Annotated in this window: 22 protein-coding genes; 12 read left to right on the top strand and 10 right to left on the bottom strand. The window is 47.4% G+C overall.

Annotation, left to right across the window (positions count from 1 at the left end; genetic code table 11):
- Nucleotides 1-7: 7 nt before the first annotated feature.
- The gene (gene pth2 / locus NWE92_02460; protein MCW4028495.1) at nucleotides 8-370 is read right to left on the bottom strand and encodes a peptidyl-tRNA hydrolase Pth2; all 363 of its coding nucleotides are present in this window, start codon (nucleotides 368-370) and stop codon (nucleotides 8-10) included.
- Between the two features lie 33 nt (nucleotides 371-403).
- Nucleotides 404-1639: an NAD(P)/FAD-dependent oxidoreductase gene (locus NWE92_02455; GenBank protein ID MCW4028494.1), complete on the bottom strand. Its 1236-nt coding sequence runs from the start codon at nucleotides 1637-1639 to the stop codon at nucleotides 404-406.
- Between the two features lie 153 nt (nucleotides 1640-1792).
- On the opposite strand from NWE92_02455, the gene NWE92_02450 reads away from it, so the two are divergent.
- The 5 genes from NWE92_02450 (at nucleotide 1793) to NWE92_02430 (ending at nucleotide 5928) form a co-directional block, all read left to right on the top strand.
- Nucleotides 1793-2305, top strand: a complete 513-nt coding sequence (locus NWE92_02450; protein MCW4028493.1) for a hypothetical protein — start codon at nucleotides 1793-1795, stop codon at nucleotides 2303-2305.
- Between the two features lie 374 nt (nucleotides 2306-2679).
- Nucleotides 2680-3462 (top strand): hypothetical protein, encoded by a 783-nt coding sequence (locus NWE92_02445; GenBank protein MCW4028492.1) that lies wholly within the window; start codon nucleotides 2680-2682, stop codon nucleotides 3460-3462.
- 134 nt (nucleotides 3463-3596) lie between these two features.
- The gene (locus NWE92_02440) at nucleotides 3597-4037 is read left to right on the top strand and encodes a 30S ribosomal protein S15 (protein MCW4028491.1); all 441 of its coding nucleotides are present in this window, start codon (nucleotides 3597-3599) and stop codon (nucleotides 4035-4037) included.
- 186 nt (nucleotides 4038-4223) lie between these two features.
- Entirely contained in the window at nucleotides 4224-5702 is a 1479-nt protein-coding gene (locus tag NWE92_02435; GenBank protein ID MCW4028490.1) for a DHH family phosphoesterase, read from the top strand.
- Nucleotides 5671-5928, top strand: a complete 258-nt coding sequence (locus NWE92_02430; GenBank protein ID MCW4028489.1) for a KEOPS complex subunit Pcc1 — start codon at nucleotides 5671-5673, stop codon at nucleotides 5926-5928. Before NWE92_02435 ends, NWE92_02430 begins: the two co-directional genes overlap by 32 nt.
- A gap of 754 nt (nucleotides 5929-6682) precedes the next feature.
- On the opposite strand, the gene NWE92_02425 is transcribed toward NWE92_02430, so the two are convergent.
- Complete coding sequence (locus NWE92_02425; GenBank protein MCW4028488.1) at nucleotides 6683-9463, bottom strand: PQQ-binding-like beta-propeller repeat protein; 2781 nt, start codon at nucleotides 9461-9463, stop codon at nucleotides 6683-6685.
- Between the two features lie 134 nt (nucleotides 9464-9597).
- On the opposite strand from NWE92_02425, the gene NWE92_02420 reads away from it, so the two are divergent.
- Nucleotides 9598-10422 carry a hypothetical protein gene (locus tag NWE92_02420; protein ID MCW4028487.1) on the top strand — a complete coding sequence of 275 codons (825 nt, stop codon included), beginning with the start codon at nucleotides 9598-9600 and terminating at the stop codon, nucleotides 10420-10422.
- Between the two features lie 31 nt (nucleotides 10423-10453).
- Here the strand turns inward: NWE92_02420 and NWE92_02415 are convergent, their stop codons facing one another.
- The 4 genes from NWE92_02415 to NWE92_02400 form a co-directional block, all read right to left on the bottom strand.
- Nucleotides 10454-10684, bottom strand: a complete 231-nt coding sequence (locus NWE92_02415; GenBank protein ID MCW4028486.1) for a hypothetical protein — start codon at nucleotides 10682-10684, stop codon at nucleotides 10454-10456.
- 14 nt (nucleotides 10685-10698) lie between these two features.
- On the bottom strand, nucleotides 10699-12870 hold the full coding sequence (locus NWE92_02410; GenBank protein MCW4028485.1) for a CDC48 family AAA ATPase: 2172 nt from the start codon (nucleotides 12868-12870) through the stop codon (nucleotides 10699-10701).
- 160 nt (nucleotides 12871-13030) lie between these two features.
- Entirely contained in the window at nucleotides 13031-13312 is a 282-nt protein-coding gene (locus NWE92_02405; GenBank protein MCW4028484.1) for an elongation factor 1-beta, read from the bottom strand.
- A gap of 12 nt (nucleotides 13313-13324) precedes the next feature.
- The gene (locus NWE92_02400) at nucleotides 13325-13504 is read right to left on the bottom strand and encodes a zinc finger domain-containing protein (protein ID MCW4028483.1); all 180 of its coding nucleotides are present in this window, start codon (nucleotides 13502-13504) and stop codon (nucleotides 13325-13327) included.
- A 212-nt stretch (nucleotides 13505-13716) separates the two neighbouring features.
- On the opposite strand from NWE92_02400, the gene NWE92_02395 reads away from it, so the two are divergent.
- Complete coding sequence (locus NWE92_02395) at nucleotides 13717-14052, top strand: hypothetical protein (protein MCW4028482.1); 336 nt, start codon at nucleotides 13717-13719, stop codon at nucleotides 14050-14052.
- Between the two features lie 19 nt (nucleotides 14053-14071).
- On the opposite strand, the gene NWE92_02390 is transcribed toward NWE92_02395, so the two are convergent.
- Together NWE92_02390 and NWE92_02385 are read right to left on the bottom strand one after the other, a co-directional pair.
- Nucleotides 14072-14848 carry a glycosyltransferase family 2 protein gene (locus NWE92_02390; GenBank protein ID MCW4028481.1) on the bottom strand — a complete coding sequence of 259 codons (777 nt, stop codon included), beginning with the start codon at nucleotides 14846-14848 and terminating at the stop codon, nucleotides 14072-14074.
- A 427-nt stretch (nucleotides 14849-15275) separates the two neighbouring features.
- A complete protein-coding gene (locus NWE92_02385) occupies nucleotides 15276-15878 on the bottom strand; it encodes a hypothetical protein (GenBank protein ID MCW4028480.1) in 603 nt (200 codons plus the stop codon).
- A gap of 314 nt (nucleotides 15879-16192) precedes the next feature.
- On the opposite strand from NWE92_02385, the gene NWE92_02380 reads away from it, so the two are divergent.
- Nucleotides 16193-17779 (top strand): right-handed parallel beta-helix repeat-containing protein, encoded by a 1587-nt coding sequence (locus NWE92_02380; protein ID MCW4028479.1) that lies wholly within the window; start codon nucleotides 16193-16195, stop codon nucleotides 17777-17779.
- Between the two features lie 96 nt (nucleotides 17780-17875).
- On the opposite strand, the gene NWE92_02375 is transcribed toward NWE92_02380, so the two are convergent.
- Nucleotides 17876-19273, bottom strand: coding sequence for a B12-binding domain-containing radical SAM protein (locus NWE92_02375; protein ID MCW4028478.1), 1398 nt, complete (start codon nucleotides 19271-19273; stop codon nucleotides 17876-17878).
- Nucleotides 19274-19415: 142 nt separating this feature from the next.
- Between NWE92_02375 and NWE92_02370 the strand changes: the two genes are divergently transcribed.
- The 4 genes from NWE92_02370 (at nucleotide 19416) to NWE92_02355 (ending at nucleotide 25006) form a co-directional block, all read left to right on the top strand.
- Nucleotides 19416-20588, top strand: coding sequence for a glycosyltransferase (locus NWE92_02370; GenBank protein MCW4028477.1), 1173 nt, complete (start codon nucleotides 19416-19418; stop codon nucleotides 20586-20588).
- Entirely contained in the window at nucleotides 20588-21796 is a 1209-nt protein-coding gene (locus NWE92_02365) for a glycosyltransferase family 4 protein (protein MCW4028476.1), read from the top strand. Before NWE92_02370 ends, NWE92_02365 begins: the two co-directional genes overlap by 1 nt.
- 69 nt (nucleotides 21797-21865) lie before the next feature.
- Nucleotides 21866-23785 (top strand): carboxypeptidase regulatory-like domain-containing protein, encoded by a 1920-nt coding sequence (locus tag NWE92_02360; GenBank protein MCW4028475.1) that lies wholly within the window; start codon nucleotides 21866-21868, stop codon nucleotides 23783-23785.
- Nucleotides 23786-23875: 90 nt separating this feature from the next.
- Nucleotides 23876-25006: a glycosyltransferase gene (locus NWE92_02355; GenBank protein ID MCW4028474.1), complete on the top strand. Its 1131-nt coding sequence runs from the start codon at nucleotides 23876-23878 to the stop codon at nucleotides 25004-25006.
- Nucleotides 25007-25017 lie beyond the last annotated feature (11 nt).

Here is a 25017-nt window from a genome sequence, read left to right as displayed (position 1 = left end):
AAATCGCCTACAACAACTTGAGGTTACCCGTAACCCTATCAATCATAGCCGACGGCGCGGGACCAATGCCGAGGCAGGTTACGGTGCCTTCTGGAACCTCCGTTAAGCCACGGTCAATGATGAGTGCATGTGGCAGCCCCAGCCTGTCGGCTTCTTCCTCAACTGCGCCAAGTTCCTCTTCGTTAGCAACTTTCACCGCAACCTTCTTTTGCCCCTCATAAAGCCACGCCTCATACCATTTCTTGTGGCGGCTAAAGGCGTCTTGCGCTGAGGATATGGCTGCGTGACCTGCTTGGGCTGCGATTTTGCCTTTGCTCATCTGTAAATCGGTTCGGAAAACAAGGACCTGTTTGTATTCAAATTCGCACATGCGTTATCTGCTTCTATGTTGGCGTGGGGGATTTTAAGGGTTTGCAGAGAGATAGAGCAGCGCAAAATAGGCAAGCGCCACTGCCATCGCAGGTTTCCCCACCGCTGAGAGCAACATTTTGCCTTGGAAATCTATTTCATCCACGTCTTTGAGGGCGCTGTCAACTCCGAGTTTTCCGCAGACACGCAACATCTCATCAAGCCGCTCATCAGAAAGCGAATCCAAAAACCGCCGTAACCGCAACATAACTCTAAAGTCAAAGTTAAACAGGCTATTGCAACGTTGCTGATAGACATGCAGTGCCTTTGCTGAAACATCACCATTTTTGAGTGCGTCGGCGGCGACTGATGCGGCTTCTTGGGCGGCAGTTAACCCAAAAATGACGCCTCCGCCTGTTGTGGGTTTGACTTGTGAGGCGCAGTCGCCTATTGCGAGAAAACCATGGGTGTAAGCTTGGGGAATTGGTCCGCCCAATGTGATGGCGTGGTAGCCTGCCGAGGTTATTTTTGCTTTTGCGAGTTGTTTGGATGCGACGGGGTGTTGGGTCATGAGGCGTTTGAGATATTTGCGGGGGTCGCCCTTGTTTGTTGCTAATCCCAATTTGGCTGTGCCGTCGGGTCTTGGGATGAGCCATCCGTAGAAGCCTGGCGCATAGGCCTTGCCAAAATAAACCTCGACTGCATCAGATTCGACATCTTGGACGTTGTCAACTTCGGTTTCCACAGCATAAACCAAGCCGCCCCGGTTTAGGGTAGTTAAGCCTGTTTGGCGAAGCAACCGCGAGGAGATGCCTTCAGTGTCGAGTACAATTTTAGCTGGAACAGTGGCCACATCGCCGCCTGTCTCCACATTGACGCCACAAACAGCCCCTCGGACCATTGACAGCGATTGAACCCGAGAATCCAAAATCAACTTGGCTCCTGCAGCCTTTGCCTTTTCTGCCAGATACTGGTCCAGTTTAGCTCGATTCAGCGCTGCCGTCACTGGGCAGGAAAGCTTGAGCGAGAATTTTGAGCCTGCGGGGGAGTAAAAGTTGGCTGCAGAAAACTGGGCTTCTACTATGCCCTCAGGCAGTGGGTAGAGGCCGATGCGTTTGAGGCTTCGGATGCTTATGTGTCCTGCGCAATGAGAGGGTAAGCCAACGTGGGGGTGTTCTTCGTATATTGTGACGTCTATGTCTTTTTGGGCTAGATGCTGTGCTGCCCAAGAGCCCACTGGTCCCGCGCCAACCACGATGACTTCGGCGGGTTTTTTTGTTTGTGGATTCATTGTAACGTACTATATTCTTGTCGTTATATAAGTACAGAAACTGCCCAGATGCAGCAGTTTGATTGTTTGAGGGTTAAACTTGTGTTAAGTTGAAAAGAGGAAACAAAGTATTATATTGCCACTTGCCGCATAAGGGAACTGGGGAGAAAAGTTATGGGTCACCAACATGACAAAGACTGGAACCTCTATGAGGGCTTAATTACAGCTTTAGCGGTAGGCGGCTTCTTTATAACCTTAGGCTTGGTCATCGTCGCCACCCCCGACTTTGTGGGGCAGGTAAACTCGTTTTTCCAAGATTTTACAACCAACTCTTTCCCCATGGGCGGCACAAGCCATCTGGTGCTACCCGCTCCCGCAGACCCCGCCATGCATCTGGGCTTATTCACCGCCGTCATGAACTTCATGTTAGGCATCGGCATCCTACAAATAGTCATTTTGGCGATGCGTTTAGTTGCGCATTCGCGGATTGGGCGCATATCTGAAACAGTAGGTAACTTGGTGTTTTGGCTCGGCGGCGCATACACTGCAAGCGTGTTCCTTTTGGCGGGCACGGTAACGGGGTGGTTCCAGTTTTGGTCTTCGATAATGGTTTTGATTGGCGCTTCGTTAATTGCGCGTGGAGCAGTCTATTTTGTTGCGAGATGGGGTAAATCAAAAGAAAGGTAACGTCTCTTTTTGTGGTGTACTGGAGCGGTGCATGCTCTATAAATAATTGGAGATAAAGCAGGAACCTCAAAGCCACCGCCTTATCAGGACTATTTATTGCACTGCCCATTCAGCCCTTTGTCGTATATGATAGAAAATACAAAAAAAGCTTTTGGTTTTTTATTATTCACCTCAATTGAAGATATTTTCTAGATTCGATGGCAGACTTCTCAAGTATAGTTAATAGGCAAAATATTCAACCAAATGTGGGCAACAAAATAATGCTTAAGCAAACAAAATTGAAAAAATGAGGAAAAAAAGATTCTTTTTTTGAAAAACCTTATTTGCTCCTTAGGACAATAAGGGGGACATAACTGGGCAGGGGAAAGGGCAAGATGATTGGCCAAGAGCACATCCAAACGCTTAAGGGGTTTGGGCTTAGTGGTTTACAGGCAAAAACCTACCTTACACTTTTAGAACTTGGGGAAGCAGACACAAAAACAATCGCTAAAGCCTCCAACGTCGCACGACAAGAGATCTATCGGGTAATGCCTTCACTTCAAGAATTGGGACTAGGAAAAAAACGCATAGGAAAAATGGGAAAACCAGCACACTTCAAAGCCACACCCCTTGAAGATGCCTTAGATATTTTAATCAAAAAAGAAAAAGAAAAAATAACCAGATTAGAAGACAAACACAGTCGCCTAATTAACAACCTACAAAACGAAAGGACTGACAAATTTAACGCCGTTGAAACTCAATTCATCGTCACCTCAAAGCTAATGCCCTTTTTTGATTCGCACGAAAAACTCTTGTCCCAAACAAAAGAAAAAATCGACATCATGGTACCAGCCATCGGTTTAGATAGATTTAGTAAATCGTGGGCACAGCTCAAAAAAGTAATGAATAAAAGAAGAGACCTAAAAGTTCGGGTAGTTATTCAAAAAGTCAAAGAAGACGCTACCTTGCCTAAAACAATTTTAGATTATCCAGATTTTGAGTTACGCTACGCCCCAAAAGATGTTACTTTTGGCATGTACATCTTTGACCAAAGAGAATTAACACTATCAATAGCTGAAAATGACGGGCTACCCAGTCTATGGTCCAACAACCCCAATCTGGTCATCCTAGCCGAGAACTACTACAACCAAATGTGGGAAAAAGCAACAGAAGCCTAAAAGTAGACAAGCGACACCGAAAAACCGCAGTTGAAGGGTGCCGTGGCGCTTAGGCTCTATGTTCTTTGGCAGGTTTATAGGACTACTTTTAAATATTGGTGCGGTGTGGTTTAGGTGCACAATAAGGTGTAACGATGCCAAAGCAAGAAAAGGGAAAATCCCACTCGATGCGCCCAGTCAGTCGGCGTCCTCCAAGCTGGTGTAAATATCAGCCTGAAGAAGTGGAAGCATTCATAATAAAACTGGCCAAAGAAGGCCACTCAATGAGCAGCATAGGAACCATCCTACGCGACCAATACGCCATCCCACTAGTAAAACCCATCACAGGCAAAAGCGTAAGCGACACCCTCAAAGCCGCCGGACTAAAACCAACCATGCCCGAAGACCTCAACAACCTCATGAAAAAAGCTCAAGGCTTAGCCGTTCACATGGACAAAAACAAAAAAGACCTACACAACAAACGCAACATGCAAATCATCGAAGCCCGCATACACAAACTCAGCCGCTACTACAAACGTGAAGGCCTCCTCTCAAAGAACTTTAAGTACGAAGCAAAAATCGCCTCCGTAACCTAAACTTCTTCTCATTTTATAATCATTTTACTTCCAACTTCATTGAAAAAAATTCATCGATTAGTGCGTTCGCTAACCAATTATTTAAGCCAAAGTAGACAAGCCGCAAGGCATCCTCAAAAAGGATGACCCAGCGATGCGCCAGCTTTAAATCAATCAGAGCGCCTTTAGGAAAAGAAGTGAAACGTGATGGCACAACAGCAACAAGCAGCCATAGAGCAGTTCCTAGCTCAAGCAGACAAAGCAGCCAAAGTCATCTTAGAAACCGTCCAAAAAGACGGAAACATCAGTTGTTTTTCTCATTTGGACGCGGACGGCGTTGCAGCAGCCAGCGTCATCGGGAAAATGCTAAGCCGCCTCGACGCGCGTTACAGAATCAGGGTTATGCAATGGATGGATGAAAAAATCATCGCCGAAGTGCAAGCCACCAAACCTCAACTCGTCATCCTCACCGACTTTGGCAGCGGCTACCTTGATTTGCTTAACGAAAAAATCCCCGAGTCCAAAATAGTGATTTTAGACCATCACCAAATCACTGGAACAGCCAATAACCCCAACGTCACCCAAGTTAACCCTCACCTATGCGGCATAGACGGCGCCACTGACGTGAGCGGTTCAGGCGTCGCCTATTTTGCGGCCCGAGCTGTAAACCAAGCAAACAAAGATTTGGCGCCCATAGCGTTAGTTGGCGCGTTAGGTGACATGCAAGATAAATATGAGCAACGCAGCCTGCGGAGCCTCAACGAAATCATCGTAAACGACGCCGTCTCCGTGGGGATGCTTAATGTTGTTAAGGATTTGACGTTTTTTGGTCGCGAAACCCGCCCCATATACAAGATGCTAGCCACTACCACAAACCCCTTCATACCCGGCTTAAGCGGACAGGAGGGCGCGGCGCTTAATTTCGTTGCGAACTTGGGCATCCCCCTCAAGCAAGGAGATAAAGTGAGAGCTCTGTGCGACCTAAACGATGAGGAACGTAAACGCCTCTGCACTGCTTTAGCGGATTACTTGCTCTCAAAGGGGCTGCATATGGAGGTGGATAATCTCATCGGCAACATCTACGTATTAACCAAAGAAGAGCCTAACACGGCGCTTCGGGATGGACGCGAATTTGCGGTGCTGCTGAACTCGACGGGACGCATGGACCGCCCCAGTTTAGGCATCGCCATTTGTATGGGGGACCGTAAAGCCGCCTTAGAGGAATCCAACAAGATTTTGGAGGATTACCGCAAAAACATCAACAAATACCTCGACTGGGTCAGCGAGAAACCTGAACGCATGCGCGAATTCCAAAACATCTACGTTATTTACGGCGAAGACGCCATAAACGAAAAAATCATCGGCACCGTCTCATCAATCATCGTCTCAAGCTTAGTCCACAACGAAAAACCGCTGTTTGCATTTGCTAACATTGAAGCAGAGAAAGCAGCCAAGTTTTCGGGGCGAACAACAGAAGCGGCGCTTAAAAAAGGCGTCAACTTGGGAGATGTGATGCGGTTGGCTTCGGAGGCGAACGGTGGCAAAGGCGGCGGGCACAACATTGCGGCGGGGGCACAGGTGCCTTTAGACAAGTTGGAGGCATTCATTAAAACCGCGGATGACTTGGTTGGTCGGCAGCTTAAGGGGGAGAAGCTTGGAAGCAACAATAACGCTCAAGTACATTGATGAGGGGACTGCGCAGGCTGTTGCCGATGCGGTTTCGCCTGACAACTATAAAACGCCAAGTGGTCTCGAAATTAAAACAGTAAGAGAAAAAGACACTGTGGTTACGCGACTTAAATGTGAATGCAAATTGGCAACTTTAACAGCAACCATCGATGACTTGCTGTGCAGTGTCTCCATAGCTGAAAAAACGTTAAATTCAATAAACATAAGGCAACTGGGGCAGTGACGAGAAAACGTTTTATTTCAGGGTTAAGAATAGTGAGAAAGGGCTCTGCATGCTCTATAAATAATTGGAAAGACGCTTGCAGAATTAAGCTCACGTCTAACATTACTTATTGCAGAGCCCTACTGGGCGCTATATTGTAATCCTTACCACTTAAGCGCTTGCAAGAAGCACCACTTCAGACAACCAGCCACTTTATAAAACCGTGATACCGCCAAAATGCTACAAGATAAAAAAAGAAAGAGAGGCTTGGTACGGCTTGTTTATGGTCGTTTTCTCAGTAAGAACAGCAAGTTAATTGCGCCAACTATGACAACTACGACTACTACACCAAATTATTGCGGGTAGAAAATATACGTCAGATGCTGATTCTGCTTGTGCTGTTGGTTGTGGAGTGGATGCTGTTGCTTCGCCCACTGCTAAGTAAATTGTTGCGCTTGATGACCCATAAGTGGCAGAGTTTTCGAAGCTTGCAATGATGTGATAGACTCCTGGAACTTCAGGGGTGTAAGCGCATCCATAGTTGCCGTATGAGTCGCTTGTCGAACCATTTTGGAATGTTGTGGAACACGACTACCAAAAATGAGCTAACAAATACAGCGTAGATGGAATTAATACACAGAAAGGTTTGCCGGGGCCCTGTTGAAAGGAATACATGAAACCCTAAAGCTGCCTCTATATGAGAAAGGCTCAGAACCCTCTCAGCCCTTTCTGCATGTTCCCAAAAAAAGGGAAAGGGGGAAATTGTTTTGCTTGTTTAAGGTCGTTTTCTTAGCAGCAACACGTTTGCTACGCCGACGAGGACGATTGCGATGACGATACCGATGACTGCGGGGACGAAGTACATGTCAGCGACAGATTCTGTTGGTTGTGAAGTTGCTACGGGTGGAGCGGTTGGTGCGTCGCCTGCGGTGAAGTATGTTGATGAGCTGGATGGACCATATCCTTTGGTTCCAGCGAAGCTTGCGAGGATTTGGTAGGTGCCGGGGACTTCAGGTGTGTAGGGTATAGCGTAGTTGCCATACATGTCGCTAACGGTTTCGCCGACGTTTTGGAAGTTGCCGTTGGGGTCGATTGCGGTTACAGTTACTGGAACGCCGATTGTGTCTGTGGGTTTGTTCTGTTGCATGTAGAGGTATTCCATCCATGCAGACATGCTTTCATCAGAGACTGCTGGAGTACCGGCTAATGTAAAGTCGTAGAGGCCGTTTGTGTTGCGTCTGCCAGATTGTGTCTGGTCAGTGACGGTGCCGGTGATTGTCAGTGTTGTTCCTAGCTCTTGCATGGATTGTGGAGCTGAAACGGTTGTTGCGCTTTTACCGGGGCCGAAGCAGTAGATTTCGTTGTCAAAGTAGTTGAGACCAACAACTTTGCCGTCACCCATCTGCATGTACATGCCGGTTAAGTGAGCACCGTTGTCTGCGCCCATGCCAAGAATCTTCCAGACTTCTTCGCCGGTTGTTGCATCGACACATCGGATGTTTTGTCCTCGCCACATAGGCTGAGTGATTGAGTGTTCGCCAGTTAGCATGTAGAGTTTGCCGTCGCAGATTGCGAAGATGTTAAGCGGATAGTTGCCGTAGGGTGATTCGCCGCCGACGTTGGTTGCGGTGTAGTTCCAGATTTGTTTGCCAGTAGCCATGTCATAAGCAATTGCGACACCACCGTAGCCGGTAGTGTAGAGGGTGTGGTTCCAGTAGTTGTATTGAGTGCTGTAGTAGTTGTTGTCTGGTTCACGCTCAGTTTCCCAGAGAGCTTGACCTGATTTCATGTCGATTGCCCAGTATTTGAGTTGCTTTGTAGAGTGGAATAGGATAACGTTGTCTTCTGGGTAGACGCCGCACATGCTGTAAGTGCCAAACATGCCTGATGACTCGTTGTCAGCTTTTGATATGAATGGCGCTGTGAAACTTGTTGTCCAGAGTTGTGTACCTTCTTGGCCGCGTTCTAGGCTGAGGCACCAGAGTTTTCCTGGGACGTTGCCGTCTTCGTTGTTCTGTCCAGTGGTTCCGAGGATTACGAAGCCGCCATCGCCGTCCGGTTGTGAACCGACACGGATAGTTTGGATTGAGCCTGTCTGGTTAATGATGCTACTGAGTGCGATTGGTGTAGGTATAGATGCGTTGAATGAAAAACCTGTGTTTCCGTCCCAAATGTATGCGTTGCTTAGTCCGGGTCCGCCGCCAAATCCGCCGCCTTCAGGACGCCATTGCCAGTAGGTTGTACCAGTGTTGGGACCTGTCGCGGTTAAGCCTAACACGTTGGTGTTGTTCCAGCATGTTAAGTAGTATTTGGGATTTGAGGCTGTACCATAGTTGACTATGTTGTACCAGAGGTATTCGCCGTTGTTGCCGATGACGTTTTTGCCTGATAGACTTGCGTTAGCGATGTAGCATATGTGCCGCATTGGCAATGAATAGCCGTCTAGCATTTCTAAGACAGTTCCGTTACCTGCACCTAATTGGTTGGTAGTTGATCTCCAGAGGAATGAGTAGCCTCCGTGCTGGTTAGGTGAGTCATAGTTGTAGATTTGAGCGAACGATGGGAAGGTTTCGTTGACGTACATAAGTAACTCGCCGGTATAGAGGTCGACGACGTTGAAGCCTATTGAGCGGTATGCGTCTGCGCGGTCAGGATAGTATACTCGGCCGTTCATGATGAATGCTGTAAAGTCCATGCCTTGGTAGTGTCCAGTTTGGTAGCCTGTGTCACCGAATCGGGCATCCATGAGACCACCGAGATATAGCGGTCGGGTCCAAAGTATGTGAGAGCTTTCTGTTCCAGTACCGTATACGTAACGTGTGGTTGTGCCGCCGGCTTGACCTGCGGGGTATTGCCAGCCACTGTAGTCAGCGCCACCGAAGAAACCGCCCGCTTGACCTGCAAGCCAGTTTCCTTCGAGTTGACCCCATAGTCTGCTAGCGTCGTTGATTGGACGTGTCCAATAGTCATTCGGAAGAGCTGACTCTGACCATAAAGGCACTGGCTCTTCTTGTACTACGAAAGTTATTGGTTGGCTAGTTGCGGCTGAATAGAATTGGTTTACTATGTTGGGATAGCCGTATTGTCTTGGTGTTGAAGCGCCATTAACTAGGGTGGTGTTTTTCCATTGTGCTGGGAAACTAGCTTGTACAGTGTAGGTACCGACCTGATCGGGAGCGAACATAATGTATCCGCCACCGATGGAGTCCTGCTGGTTATCAGGAACATTAATAATGGTAGAGGTTCCGTCTGGAGCAGTCACATTAAAAGAAACACCACGCCAAGCAGCGCGGTTGAAAGCACCAGCAATGACACCTTCAATTTCTCCAGTATCAGGAGGCATGTCAGCAGTCCAGTAAACAAGGACTTGGTCTTGACCAACTCCTAAGATGCTACTGGCTACGCTAGAATACAGGTATGTTTTGTGGGTTATTACTTGGGTGTCTGCGTTTGCAGTTTGAATAGCAACTGCGGCAACAAGAGATAGCGTTAGAAGCAAAATGATTGCGGTAGCTAAGGTTTTATTGTTTGAGAACTTCAAGGGTTTTTGATTCATTGTTTTTTCTCCTTGTAGTCTAATTATTTTGTTACGGTACAAGCTTAAGCGTTTGTAATCAGTGGCGCTTGCGACAATTTACGAAAAACTAATAAGAGAAATGCAAACAAAATTGGTGAACTGTATGGTTAATAATGCAGGAAGATGAATACGTCCAAATACTAATGAGATTAGGATTAACTTTCCTACAGGCGAAAACGTACCTATCCTTGGTCAAGTTTGAAAAAGCAGATGTAAAAACAATCTTTAAAGTCTCAAAGATAGCACGGCAGGACATCTATCGGGTGATGCCTACACTTGAAAAAATGGGGCTAGCCCAAGAAATAATCGGCAAACCCACAATGTTTAAAGCCACTCCAATGAAGCAGGGCTTCCGAATCTTGCTACAAAACAAAACACAAAAACACGTCGAGCTAGAAAAGAAAGCAAAAGACCTAATTAAAAACCTTGAGGAACCTGACAGCAAACAAACTCCTCAAGATGAGCACCCGCAATTCATCATAAATTATTCAGAAGACCTCATGGTGAAGTGGCTCGATAAAATTATGAGTACAACCCAATACTCCCTCGACATTATGTGCAAGTGGAAGTTAGTGAGGTATCGGATACTATCTGACGTTGAAGAATTACGGGAAATGTTCAACAGAAACGTGAAATTGCGACTCATAACTGAAAAGCAAGACAACCTAAATTTCATTCAAAAAGTAATGGGAACACTAGAGTACAATCCGTCGTTTGAAATTCGATTTGTACAACAACGGACACCTGTTGACATGATCATCTCTGACGGAAAGGAAGCAAACTTGTGTATAGGACCACCAATGAACAATCGAATTACCCCCAGTCTAGCCTCAAGTCATCCACAGTTTTTAAAAGTCATGATAGGGTACTTTGATGCAGTTTGGGAAAAAAACAGTGCAGAAAATAAAATTCTGACAAGACAAGCGTTGGCACATTAACAATAATAAAAGTAGAGAAAGAAAAGAGCGTCTATTGGACTAACTCGATTCTACGCTTGCCTCTTGCCATAGATGAAGTGCGGATTCTCCCGCTGACTTCAAGCTTTAAGAGCAAATCGTTAAAGTCCTTGAAGCCTAAATCTTCATACTCATCTTTAATTTGACCAAACAAGTCATCGTCGGTCATGTCGCCTTTCTTGTTGAGAACTTCCAGCACAAAATAATAAGCTGGACGGGTTTTCCAAGTTTTCATCTGCGGCATTAAGCGTTCCTTCCCTATGCAACTGGGGTTGCTGGCTTTTGTACTTGTCGGATTTGCTGCATAAAACTCTTGTACCATTTCTCCATATCAGGCGTGATGCTGGGACCCATTTCTTTAAGGGCATCTTGGAAATCCTTCATCACGACTTCTCGGCTGTTCACATCACGTCTCAGTGCATGCATCGCAGCTTCACGGCAAAGAGATTCAATGTCCGCGCCAGAATAGTACTTTGTAGCAATGGTCAGCTGGTTGAGGTCAACATCTGCACCAATAGGCATACCTTTAGTGTATATTTTGAAGATTTGGAGACGGCTTTTTTCGTCGGGTTCAGGCACATAGATAAGACGGTCAAATCTTCCGGGACGCAGAACTGCCGAGTCCACCATGTCGGGACGGTTGGTTGCAGCGATGACCACTATGTCTTGGAGGGTAGTTATGCCGTCCATTTCGGTTAGGAGTTGGCTGATGACTCGTTCAGAGACACCGCTGTCGCTCATGCCCATACCACGTCTGGGGGTCAGGGAGTCGATTTCGTCAAGGAATATGACTGCAGGGGCCGCCATACGGGCTTTGCGGAAGACTTCGCGGATAGCTTTCTCGGATTCGCCGACCCATTTGCTAAAGACCTCTGGACCTTTGATGGAAATGAAGTTGGCTTCACTCTCAGTTGAGACAGCACGTGCAAGCAGGGTTTTGCCGCAGCCAGGTGGACCATAGAGTAGGATACCTTTGGGGGGCCTAATTCCGAGTTTAGTGAATATTTCAGGGGTCTTTATCGGCCACTCCACGGATTCTTTGAGATGCTGCTTAACATCTTCCAAGCCACCTGCATCTTCCCAATGCACAGTTGAAACTTCGATGTAGACTTCACGCATAGCAGTAGGAGTGACTTCCTTGTAGGCGCCCACGAAGTCATCCATTGTGACCTCCATCTTTTCGAGCACAGCTGGAGGGATGCGTTCTTCTTCAAGGTTAATCTGGGGCAGGTAGCGACGCAGAGCTTTCATGGCAGTTTCTCTGCTCAATGCGGAGAGGTCTGCGCCTGTGTAGCCATGAGTCATAGCTGAGAGTTTCAAGAGGTCAACGTCTTCAGCCAGCGGCATGCCGCGGGTGTGGATTTGAAGCACCTCGTAGCGGCCTTTCTTGTCGGGAACGCTGATTTCGATTTCACGGTCAAATCGGCCAGGTCTGCGCAATGCAGGGTCAAGCGCGCCAGGTCGGTTGGTAGCGCCGATAACAATGACGTTTCCACGCCCCGAAAGACCATCCATAAGTGCCAATAGTTGGGCGACGACACGTCGTTCTACTTCGCCAGTGACTTCTTCACGCTTAGGTGCAATGGCGTCGAGTTCGTCGACAAAGATGATGCTGGGAGCGTTTTGTTGGGCTTGCTGGAAGATTTCGCGTAGTCGAGCTTCTGATTCGCCGTAGAATTTGCTCATGATTTCGGGGCCGTTAATTGAGTAGAAGTTGGCTTCTGACTCGTTGGCGACTGCGCGTGCGAGCAGGGTTTTACCACAGCCAGGTGGACCGTGGAGTAGTACGCCTTTGGGGGGTTCAATGCCGAGGCGTTGGAAGAGTTCGGGGTGACGTAGAGGTAGTTCGACCATTTCTCGGACGCGCTGGATTTCTTCGTGTAGTCCGCCGATGTCTTCGTAGGTGGTGCGTGGGAGACCTTTGCCTTCGGGGGCAGGTTCGTTGAGGATTGTTAAGCGGGTTTCGGTTGTGACTTTTATGATGCCGTGAGGACGAGTTTTGGATACGGTGAAGGGTATAGCGTGGCCAAGCATCATAACTAGAGTGGTGTCGCCTTCGACGAGGGTGCGTTCCATGAGGCGATTTTTGACAAAGTTTGTGAAGTCTTCATCCACGTTGAGACGCATATCCACTGGCGCGAGGGTGACGGATAGGGCTGTTTTAACTTTGGCTGGGCGGACCACGACGTATTCGTTGATGGCGACGCCGCTGTTTTTGCGGGTGAATCCGTCGATTCGTATGATGTCGCGGTTTTGGTCTTCGCTGTAGGCTGGCCAAGCAATCGCGCTTGTTGTGCGTTTGTTAACTATCTCGATTACGTCACCAGCGCTTATGCCGAGTTTCTGCATTGTGCGTTGGTCGATGCGGGCTATTCCTCTGCCGACATCTCTTTGCCGTGCGTCTCCGACGCGTAGTTGTACTTCACTCATTTAGAATTTCTCCAAATAATTACTTTGATTGCTCGAGGGTATGTGTTTGAAAGAGATTAATATTGTATATAAACTTTAAAGCGTAACTGCAAAAACAGTCAGATGCCTGCTAAAGAGACGAGTTAGGGGTTTTTTGTTGGGAAAAGGGGTTTGCGGCGACTTACTTGTCGCGGCTGGTGCGGCGGATGTTGAAGCTTTGTGCTTGACTTACGCCGGGGATTTTTGCTAAGGCGGTTTCGAATTCGTCGACTAATCCCATTTTTTCTTCGGGGAATCGGACTTGGACAAGCAAGGCTTTGAGGCCAAAGGCCACGTCTTCTTCGCCCCATCCTTCAACGGAGCTGTGTTCGGGCAAGATGGCTGTGACTTTTTGTTTTAAGTCATCAAAGCTTGGCAGGATGTCTTCGGGGAAAACTTTGTAGACTACAAGAATCCAGCCCATATTTGTCGCCTTTTATGGTCCTTGGAAGCCGCATTTGGGGCATTTGTAGAGGCGGCCGAATTTGCGGCATTTGCCGTCGCGTTTGATTTGGATTTCACCGCAGTTGGGACATTGGAATTTTGTGGATTCACTGCCAGGCGGAATTGGTTTTCCGCAGCTTGTGCATGTGACTAGGGACAGTTTTTCTGACATGACTGTGACACTTCTTTGCCGAATTATTGACGGGGTTCCTTATATCTGCTGTGCTTAAAAACTGATTTATAGGATTAAAAAACGGTTTAAACAACATCAAACAGCGTGTTTTTTCTCATTCTCAACTGCTTTGTTTATGGAAAGTTCAGACCGATTTGGGTTTTGGCGCCATTAAAGTAAAAAGCAAGCAGATGTCTATAGTGCCGATTGACATGGTAAATCCCGAGTGGAAACACACCCAATCAACAAAGAAAAGGATCCGAATCATCAAAGTCAACCATAAAGAACGCCATCTAGACGCCACGGACATGGAAGAAGGGATACCTATTTGCCTCGATGCAGACTCCAAAGTCAAGTTGGAAAAAATCAAGAAAGCCAAAATCTATCAAGCCACCATAAAAACCTACGAAGCCATCCTCACGCCGGAGCTTGAGCGGGAACTAAAAGAGATGGCGTTAAATGACCCTCACTTGTGGCATAGTTTGCAAGTCATCAAGGAGTCGGGGTCTATGCTTAGGAAATATGAGTTGGTGGGCATCAGCAAATAAGATGCGTTGGGCTCAAAATTTAGAGTTTTTCGGTTAGGAGTTCTTTTGCCCAGCCTGCGATGAATTCCACGTTTAGTTTGGTTAGGTAGTAGAAGGTTACGGCGCTGAGGTTGCTTAATGCTGCGTACGGCGTGAACAGGAAACGTGCGACTACGCGTCTTAGTAGTTTGAACATGCTGTAGTGTCCGTAGCGGCGATAAGATACTCCGATGGTGACGTAGTTTTTGGAGGTTCCCAGATGGGTAGCGCCAAGGAAAGGCAGAACTTTCCATTTGTAGCCGCTTTTTTGTACGTAGCGTTTGAAGTATTGGTCTTCGCCGAAGAAGAGTTTGGGTGGGTTGTAGTTTTCCATGACTTTGCGGCGTATGAGGATGTTGTTGATGTGGGGGTTGGTGTCTAGTTTGCTTAGGTTGTAGACGGTGCCGACGACGCGTTCGTAGGCTGCTGCGTGGCGGTTTTTGTGGACGGCGACGGTGCCGATTGCGCCTACGTCTGGTGCGATTGCTTGACTGACGTTTTGGAGCCAATCACGGGGCAGCAGCATGTCGTCATCAACCATTGCCACCCACTCTGTTTTTGCCTGCAACACCGCGTGCTTGCGTGCGACGCTTAGGGGTTTTTCGTGGGTGTTTATGATTTCGCCAGCGCAGGGCATGCTTTTTATCTGGCGCAGAAGCGTTGGGTTGGCTTCGTCTCGGGAGGGCACCACAAAATCGACTTTAAAGTTGGGGTCGGAGCAGGATGGCATAGCCATATGTTTTGTGTGGCAGAATAATAGTTTATCGCAACTCGCCATGGCATGTTTTTTCTTGTGTGTGGAGGGATTTTATTTTGGAAACAGGAAAGCTTTGATTGTAGTGAACAGCGCAATGCATTCGGGCGCTAGCATGGCCCATTCGGAGGTTTCACCCGTCGAGAATCAGCAGCCCAGCCGACGCTATAAACAATTTTGGCAACAAAAAAACAATACAAAACAAGCCTTAACCAAACATGCAATCAATTCGCCTCTTGCTCCGCCACGAGTTGCGCTTTCCATAAGCAGGTGTTTTCATCATGCTTTTGAGCTTGTTTTCAGCCAATAGTGACCTACCCCTCTTAGGTAACTGCATAGAGTTTCTAATAGCCACCAAATATGAGGCTGCAACCCTCCCCCCTATAGGTTTCTGCATAGAACCACTAATAGGATCCTAATAGACTGCAAATAGGTTCGCTAAAGAGGGTTTTTAGGCTGTGCGTCTTGCCCCGCAGTTAGGACAGAACGTGTCAAGCTGGTTAAATAGCGTCTGGCAATACTTGCAGGGAATCTTGACGATAACAACCTCTTTAACCACCTGAACAGAAGGCTGATTTATCACTGGCGCAGGCGGCACGACTTGAAACTCAAAGGTGTTCGTCGTCACATCGGGACGCCCATCGACTGCAATCACGCCTTTGATGGTCCAGACCAGCTTCTGCCCAACGCCATTAAAGGTGGTCCGTGACGCAGGCGGAATGGCGATGTTTACTGGAAAACTCCGTTGCGCGCTCCTTGTAAAGTGGGTTGGGCCGCTTGATGCGGGGTTAATGGCGTAGAGGGTAGCTGTCTCATCGGCTTCATGCGGCAACGAGCGCCTAACGTTTGGGTCATAGACGTATCTTATGACTCGGGCGGTCTCCACACAAGCCACCTCACACCTAACCTCAGTACAATCAAAATCTTCCTGAGCGCTAAAAACCAAAGACCCTGTCAAGCTGCTGCCCAAAGGAACCGACCAATTATCCAACCTAAGCTCCAAGTTCCCGTCTGGCGCAGAGACCTTCTCATGAAGTTTCTTAAGGAAATCCATTAACCCACCAACCTATTGCTTTTCTGGCGCTAATGCAATTTAAAGGTAATGACCAAACAGTCTCAAAAGACTCCTCCATCGCATCAAAGCTGACTCTATAGGAGACAACAAAAAAAACTCTTAGTCAAGAAACGTTGACGACAACGCTTTTAAAAGGCATAGGTTAACAGCAGATAAGGGCACTAGTAATGAAGCACAGCGCAATAATAGAATGCAAAACCAAACTTTGCTCTGCACTGTGTATTGGAGTAATTCTTCTACTTGTTTTCGCTCTTGGAGGTTCTTCAGCAGAGATAGGAATTCCGGGGGCGATCATGATTAAGGAAGATGGAACGATAGTCGGTACTGATCACATAATGCGCCAAGGCAACTCCTATACCTTTACGGGTGATGTTATCATTACAGATCAGTGGTGCTCAAGTGGGCTTCAGGTTTTAAAGGATGACATAGTCATTGATGGCAATAAACATGCTTTGACAATGGTTGGTGAAGGGCACACAGGGGTTGAACTAACCGACAGAATTGGCGTCACAGTAAAGAACCTTCAGATACTCGGTTTTAACCGAGCTATTCTCCTCGACAACGCCTCGGAAAACAGTATTGAAAACAATACATTGATTGGCGGCGGTAAGAGCACTTCATGTGGTATCTGGTTTAGCCTATCATCAAGAAACACTATCTCCAGAAACAGCATAACTACATTCACGAATTATTCAGGCCCAGCCGACCTAAACTACGGAATCCTCATACAAGCAGCCTCAACTAACAACACTATTGACGCAAACAAAGTCGAAAACTGCCAATGTGGCATTGCAGTCAATTACTGTGCAGACAACACCTTAACAAACAATCAAATGGCAAATAACCTGCAAAGTTTTGGGCTTTCCTACAATACCCATGAACAGTTTAGACAGAACATCGATTCGTCAAATACAATTGACGATAAACCAATAATCTATTGGTTAAATGAGCATGGCAAAACTGTGCCACCCAACGCGGGCTTTGTTGCTTTAGGCAATTGCACAAACATTACGATGCAGAATTTAGCGATAACGCATAACTTTGATAGCATAACACTGATTAATACAAATGACTCAAAGATAGAAGGCAGTCAGGTGGCTAACTGCGGAAACGGTATCTTCTTGAAATATAGCCAAAATATAACCGTTTCAGAGAATAAGCTTACAAGAAACCAATATGCAGGAATTGGCATGGTGGATTGCAGCGATATCGTTGTCTCTGAGAATGATATCGACTCCTGTGGTTATGGATTAACGCCGTCAGGCATTACCCAAAACCACTCTGGTGGGGACGGATCAAGACAACTCTTAATCCGCAAAAACAACTTTACCAATAATGACTCCGGAATGTATTTTGCCGTTTCCCGGAATAGCACTATCACGCAGAATCTCTTTCGTGAAAATTATTTTGGAGTTAACCTTGTTCAAAGTAGCGATAACTCATTCACCAAAAATACCTTTGCTGACAACAAAGGTGCTGCTTTGCGAATATCCGATGCCTTCAACAACACCCTCTTCCATAATAACTTCGCCAACAACACCTTAGAATCCCATGTTTTAACTCGCTGGTATGCCCCCGCCGAATATGAAAGCAACGTCTGGGATAACGGGGCGGAAGGCAACTACTGGGACAACTTCCATTCCAGATATAGCAACAGTTCACAAACGCAGAGAAACGTTTGGGACACAAGTTTTTACATTGACGATGCCAACATAGACCATTACCCCTTGATAAAGCAGGTTAATGCTGCTTCGCCTGACACAGCACCTGTAGGGGGAGACATTCAATTTTTAGGAGCAATTGTCGTTGCCATTACCATTCCAACAGTCTTACTCTTGTTAATCTTTTTCTTAAAGAGGCGTAAGTCTATAACAGCTTAGTCGAGGCGGGTCCGTAAAACCAATCTCTTTTCTTTTGGTCGATTCATTTTCATTGACAAAACCGACTGCTATAAAAGAGAAATAAATTTGCTGAGTTTACATGTTTAGGATTTTTTTGGCTTTTTGTTGGGCGCGTTTGTTGTTTTTGGTTATCATGCCTTTTTGGATGCCGTTTAGGAGTTGTAGTATCATGCCTTGTTTGACGTGTTCCACCATCTGCTCCTCAGATACGCCGGGGAGGTGCATGCAGTTGCCGATTTTGACGTTGTAGGCTGCGATGCCGTGGCGTTCTGCGATGGTGTAGAGTTTGCTGCCAATCAGGGGGTTAGTGATGGACCATGAGATGTATTCGATGAGGTTGTCGCGCAGGCAATCCTTGGCAAACTTGAGGGTGTTTTCGACTTCCTCAGGCGTTTCATATTCGAGTTTGCCGTTGGTTTCCCAAGCGTTATAGAGCATCAAAAACCCATACACTTTAACGCCGTACTTTTTGAGCAACTCAAGAGTGTGGACGTTGTCGGCTTGCGACGCGTTTTTGCCGATGCCTTTGAGCACGCGGTCGTTGGCGGATTCCAAACCGATGTGCACCAGCCAGACGTGGATGTCGCTGAGTTTTTTGGCTAATTCATCGTTGAGTTTGTCGGCGCGGAGGTTGCATTGGAAGGTCATGCCTTTGAGGTTGAGCTTCTCGATTTCGCCCAGCACTTCAAGGCACCATTTGATATCCACGTTGAACGTGTCGGAGCGGATGTAGATTTCGCGGATGCCCCGTCCGTAGAGGTAGTTGACTTCGTCGGCGATGTTTTTGGGCGAACGCATCCGAATCCAAGGCTTCTCAAGCTTCCACACGGGATTGCTGCAATACGTGCAGTAGTTGGGACAGCCACGAATCGGCAGCAAATAAGCCATGCGCCGTTTTTTGCTCACCGCTATATCGTAGTTTTCGAAGTCAACCAGTTCCCATGCGGGGAAAAAGTCAATATCCTTGAGGAGGGGACGGAGACCGTTGTTTTTTTGGCGATTCACCGTACCAGCTATGTCGCTTATGGGCTCTTTAGCTTGGACCTTTTTGATAAGCTCAGTGCAGGTTTCTTCGCCCTCACCCACAATGCAGACCTCGACAGCGGTGTTTTTGAGAACATCCTGCGGATCAATAGTCGGGTGCGCGCCGCCAGCAGCCATAAGCATCGGCAAACCCAACGCTTTGACTTTGGCTATGGTTTCAAAGGAGAGGTCACGCCGAGGCGTCGTAAAAGAGATGGCATAGATGTCGGGTTTGATTTCGGCGACTTTGGCAAGATGCTCCTCCATAGAGAGGAAGGGTTCAAGATAGTAAAATTCCACGTCGGGCAAACGGGGTTTGGCGTAGCCGACTATGTAGAGTATGCCTAAATTCGGTGACTCGGTTACGGCTTCGCCTTTGGATTCTCTGCCAAACGGGGGGTCAGCGAAAACAACTTTTAGTTTTTTGGGAGATGGATTTTTTGGGGTCACCGATACGCCATCCACTACTCACTTTCCATGCAATCGTATATATCTTGCTACCTAAAGCCAAAAACAAGCCAACAGCGGAAAAAACGCACAGATAGTCTTAAATTGCCTACTTACCGATTTTTCCTCATACGAGGAGCGCGGCATGGCAAAATTCCTTATCGTACACCCTAACATGGATATCTACGGGGGAGGCGAACGCGTCTGCCACCATATCCTCCAAACCCTCCTAGCCCATAAGCAGACGGTTGAGCTGTTGAGCTACGACTTTGACATGGAACGCTACCAAGAAATCATGGGCGAACCCTTCCCAAAAAAAGTCAAAGTCCACATGATAGGCAAACGCATCGAAGCCGAACCCCCGTTTTCGGTGTATAAACGCCGCAAAAAAATCATCCAAGCAATCCGAGCATTCAAACAAACCGTCACCTACGATTACACGTTTTCCACGCAGACCATATCCGCGTTTGAAACTGAACTCTTCGACAAAGCAAAAAACAACATCGCCTACGTGCATTTCCCCGAAATCCACTACGACTATGCACATTCAAGCTTCAAAGCAAGAATGTATCTGTGGTTCTATAGGCATTGGCTGGAATGCGACATTGGCAAGTTGGGGTTAGTGTTCTGTAACAGCAGCTACACTCAAGCCATGACGCAGAAGTACTGGAGCAAACTAGGCGCGCCCGAACCCGTCGTGGCATATCCGCCTGTAGAGGAACGCTACTGGAGCAACAAGCCACTGCAGCAAAGAACCAAACGAGTCGTCTACATCGCCCGCTTCATCCCCAAAAAACGCCACGAAATCCTCAAACAATTAGCCACCCAATTCCCAACATACGAATTCGTAAGCGTGGGGCTACTACGCGACACCGAGGAAGCATGGTTTAAGGATTTCTCACGCGACCTCCCCGCCAACTACAAAGTAAAACCCAACCTCCCCGAAACCCAGCTTATCGAGACCCTCCAAGACTCCCGCATCTATGTGCACCTCATGGAAGGCGAACACTTCGGCATCGCCCCCATGTCGGCGTTGGCAAGCGGATGCATCACCTTGGTGCATAACAGCGGCGGAAGCGGCGAACTTATCCCCCAGAGCCTCCGCTGGAACACCATCAGCGACCTTAAAGAAAAACTTGGGCAACTCACAGCTTTGTCTGACCCTGACCAGTTTTGGGACACACAAAAACAGGGGCTATGGGACAAAATCAGTTTTCTAAAACCCAAAAAATTCCAAGAAAAAATTTGGGCACACGTAGATACGTTAATGGGGCAAACAGAAAACGATAACTATCAAGAACACGCAAATGTCGGTTGATGAGAATCCTCTATTTGGCTAACCCGCTACAATCCAGTACAGGCGGCGACAGGCGAAGCTTTGAAGTCCTAAAACGCATCGGCAGCCTCGGCGTGGAACCCGTAATTGTAGTAGACGAGTTTATTTGGCAAAAAATGAAACAGAACCAGCAAACCCAGTTTAGCCCCCAACAAAAAATCTACAGTCTCCGCCGCCCCAACGTCATCTATGACCGCCGCTTCAAAAGCGCCAGCCGCGCCGCCCTCGACTACTACTCCATCCACCAAAGCGCCCGCCAAATCGCCCAAATCGCTAAGCAAGAAAAAGTGGACCTCATCGTTTCGCACCATGAAAAAATCGATTTTCTCCTTGAAGCCTACCTAGCCGCCAAACAGCTTCACTTACCCTGGACATGCGTGTTTCAATTGCCCCTGCTTCCACCCTATGCGTCCACCGAGTGGCGCCCCATCCGCAGCATCCGCAAAACCTACCTACGGGCGCTCTACGCACCGCTTTACGGGTTAATCAAAAAAGCCGCGAAAACCACCACATTTCTGGCGGTGAGCCCTGCGATTGAGCCTGAAACCAAAAAATATTTTCCCGACTGGAGAGGAAAAATGCTGGTGCTACAGCCAGGTAATGGCATTAAAGCAACAGATATCAACCCGATTGAGGCGTCAGAAGAAAAAATTGATGTGTTTTTCTTTTCAAGATTGGCACCTGAAAAGGGCATATTTGATTTGCCCAAAATCGCCGCTGAACTAGCACAATCTGACCCCAGTGTAAGAGTAGTTGTTGCAGGCAAGTTTGATTCGCCAATTATCGAAAACCGCTTCAGACAAGCCGTCAAGGAGTGCGGAGTTGGCAAAAATTTGGTTTACAAGGGATTCATCGATAAGCAGACGCTGTTTTCTTATTTGAAATCAGCTAAGGTGCTAATTTATCCTAGTCTATATGATTCGTTTTCGTTGGTAGTGCTGGAAGCTTTGACAGCGGGGACACCAGTGGTTGCATATGACATTGCGGCGATGCGTCTGAATTTCCCTGGCGCCGTTAAAAGGGTGCCTGTGGGCAACTGGAAGATTATGGCGCAAGAAGCCCAAAGACTGCTACATGATGCATCTTTACGGCACAGTGCCTCAGAAAAAGGATTAGCGCTTGCCGCTAAATTTTCGTGGGACAGCGTTGCCCGGGAGGAACATCAAGCCTACGATAGAATTAAAATTTGATACAAAGGCAACCGACTTATCTATTTTATGTTAACATATACGTCTTGTAAAGACTTATAGCTAACTAGCTTGACATTCAACTTAGCGGGAGAAGGCAGAATGCAACGAAAAACCGAAATAGCCCTAACGATAATATCGATAATATTATTGTCATCTTCAATTTTAACTACAACCCAAGCTATGACCGTGGCTGGCTCACCGTATTCGGGGTCCACCCATGTTAGAGCATTCATAGACGGCAGCGACTTTATGTATATCCAATTTGGCGGCGCAATCATCTGGTACGAACACCGAAACTATGACCTTCCAGGGTTATGGGATGGTCACCACGAATTCACCTACATTGACGGCGACACTTGGACGCCAGACTGGACAAATTACCCTTATTCAGACAAATATTACAGTCCCGCACCACATCCAACCGCTGACTGGACTATAACCTCTCTAGACATTGACCAAGCCAGAGAGGAAATCTCCATAGCTGAGCAACCCTCAAGCAGCAACGGTTATACAGCAAAAATCCTCCTCAACGATGACAATAGATGGGGTGCCGAATGGTACGAGTTCACATTATACTGGGATAGCACTGTCCCTGCTGTTAGCGGCACAAACATGTATCTGTCAATGATGGGCCCAAACCAAATGGATAGAGGTGAATCAATGACTTACAGTTTATTCTACAACAACTTTGGCGGTGAAGACGCCTCAAATGTTGTTTTAGAAGCCACATTATCACCGTATGTGGTTTTTGAGTCAGCGACCAACGGAGGCACCTTTGATTCAGCAACAAGCAAGGTAACATGGAACATCGGCACTTCCGCATCCTTCCCAGATGGCCAAGGATTAGTGGCAGTAACCGTTAACATACCTGAAACAACCGAAGTATGTAGCATAATAACATCCACTGCAAGCATAAGCACAACCACAACAGAAACATCCTATGACGACAACCAAGCCTCAGCCTCAACCACAGTCACTGGAACTAACTTGCCCCCAAGTGCACATGTAGGACCTTTAACAGGAACCTCAGGCACCACACCTACATTATATTGGGGTACTCCAACCGTCTTTACCTATACGGACCCACTTTTTGGAACCACCGAACAGGCAACTTCAGTGGACATTAACATTCACGTTGACGATGGCGAACCAGACATCTTTGAAGCCATGAGCGGACCTTCATCAACAGGCGTCTGGACATACACCACAACTTTCTACCCCAGACATGGTGAAGCAACAGTGACATATTACCCTCATCGACCCAGCGAACCCACACCAATCCCAATCCAATACAACATATACATTGACCCAGCAGGTTACGTGTATGACGCGACAACAGGCGCTCGAATTGAAGGCGCAACCGTTTGGCTACAACGTAGCAACGGAAACGGCGGTTGGCAAAACGTTCCCACAGGTTTGGGATTAATGATTCCAGACACTAACCCATTAACCACCAACGAAAATGGGCAATACCAATGGGACACCATTGCAGGTTCCTACCGAGTGCATGTTGAAGCAGATGGCTACTACCCCGCAGATAGCGCAATGGTCACCGTGCCCCCGCCAGTGTTTGACCTAAACGTTGGATTAACCCCCATACCCTCTTCACTCACAGCCAGCTTTACAAAAAGCGAGTCCACCACCGAAATTAACAACCCAATCAGCTTCGACCCCAGCAGCAGTTCGGGCATAAACTCAATCGTCCAATTTGAATGGGACTGGACAAGCGACGGTACATACGACACCACCACCGCTACACCCAGCATAGAAACCCACGCATACACGGCACCCGGAACATACACCATCACTTTGCGCGTAACCGACAGCTTAGGCAACACAGACACAACCAGCCAACAAGTACTCATTACACCCGCATTCCCAGTTCCTGAAAGCCTACTAGGCACCCTGCTGACAATTCTCGCGGGATTTGCAGCACTCGCCACAATACAAGCAGTCAAACACAAAAAACCCCACCTTTCCTTTTTTTAATTTTTTTCCAGCCTCCGAATAGCGGCTTTCAAGTAAACCTTCATTAAGTTAGAGGCGAAATACGCTTAACCATCTTGAGGCTGGATTCCGTTGGCAAAGTTCCTTGTGGTGCACCCCTACCTTGACATTTACGGCGGCGGCGAACGCGTCTGTCACAACGTCATAAAAACCCTCGTCAACCACGGCCAAGACGTGGAGTTGTTGACTTTTGATTTTGACCATGCTAAATACCGTGACATCGTCAGCGAAGACGTCCCCAAATCAGTAGTGGTCCATTCGTTGGGGGAACGTATCAAAGTTAAGCCGCCCTTTACCATCTATAAACGTCACCGCAACTTTGTGGCACTCCTAAAAAAATACCGCAACCAACTAGACTACGATTACCTCTTCTCCACTCAATCCAGCTCACCGTTTGAACCTGTATTTCTCAATAAAGCCAAAAAAAACATCGCCTACGTGCATTTCCCAGAAATCCACTACGACTACGCCCATTCAAACCTCAAACGCAGACTGTACCTGTGGCTGTTTAAGCGTTGGGTCGAAGAAGGCATTGACAAACTTGACATGGTGCTCTGTAACAGCAATTACACCAAAGAAGCCATAACGCAGTACTGGAAAAGCCATGGAGTGAAAGAACCCGTTGTGGTGTATCCTCCTGTGAATCTGGATAAGTTTTGGTGCGAAAAACCACTATCGAAGCGGCGACGCCGAGTAGCGTACGTTGCACGCTTTATTCCAGCTAAACGCCACGAAATCCTCAAACGGCTAGCATCAGATTTGCCCGACGTTGAGTTCGTAAGCATTGGAGGCGTCATTGAAGGCGACAAACCATGGTTAGAAGCGTTCCAAAAGGATATACCGCCAAACTACACCGTGAAGGCTAATTTACCCGGCGCCGACCTCGTTGAGACGCTTCAGGATTCCCGCATGTATGTGCATCTGATGGAAGGCGAACACTTTGGAATTGCTCCTGTTGAGGGATTGGCGTCTGGATGTTTAACGCTGGTGCATAACAGTGGCGGCATGAAGGAATTCATCCCCGAAGAATACAGATGGAACACGTACGAGGACTTGAAGCAAAAAATCGTTCAGTCGATAGACAGCCAAGAAAGCTGGAATGTGAAACGCCCTGAGCTATGGCGCAAAATCGCCGAATTATCACCAGAGAATTTCCAAAACAACACCTGGACTAACATTGAACACATGCTTCAGCAAAAATAAGCGATATGGAC

It is taken from the genome of Candidatus Bathyarchaeota archaeon, assembly GCA_026014745.1.
Lineage (GTDB): Archaea > Thermoproteota > Bathyarchaeia > Bathyarchaeales > Bathycorpusculaceae > Bathycorpusculum.
Note: the sequence above shows the minus strand (reverse complement) of the source record. Positions and strands in the feature narration are given on the sequence as shown.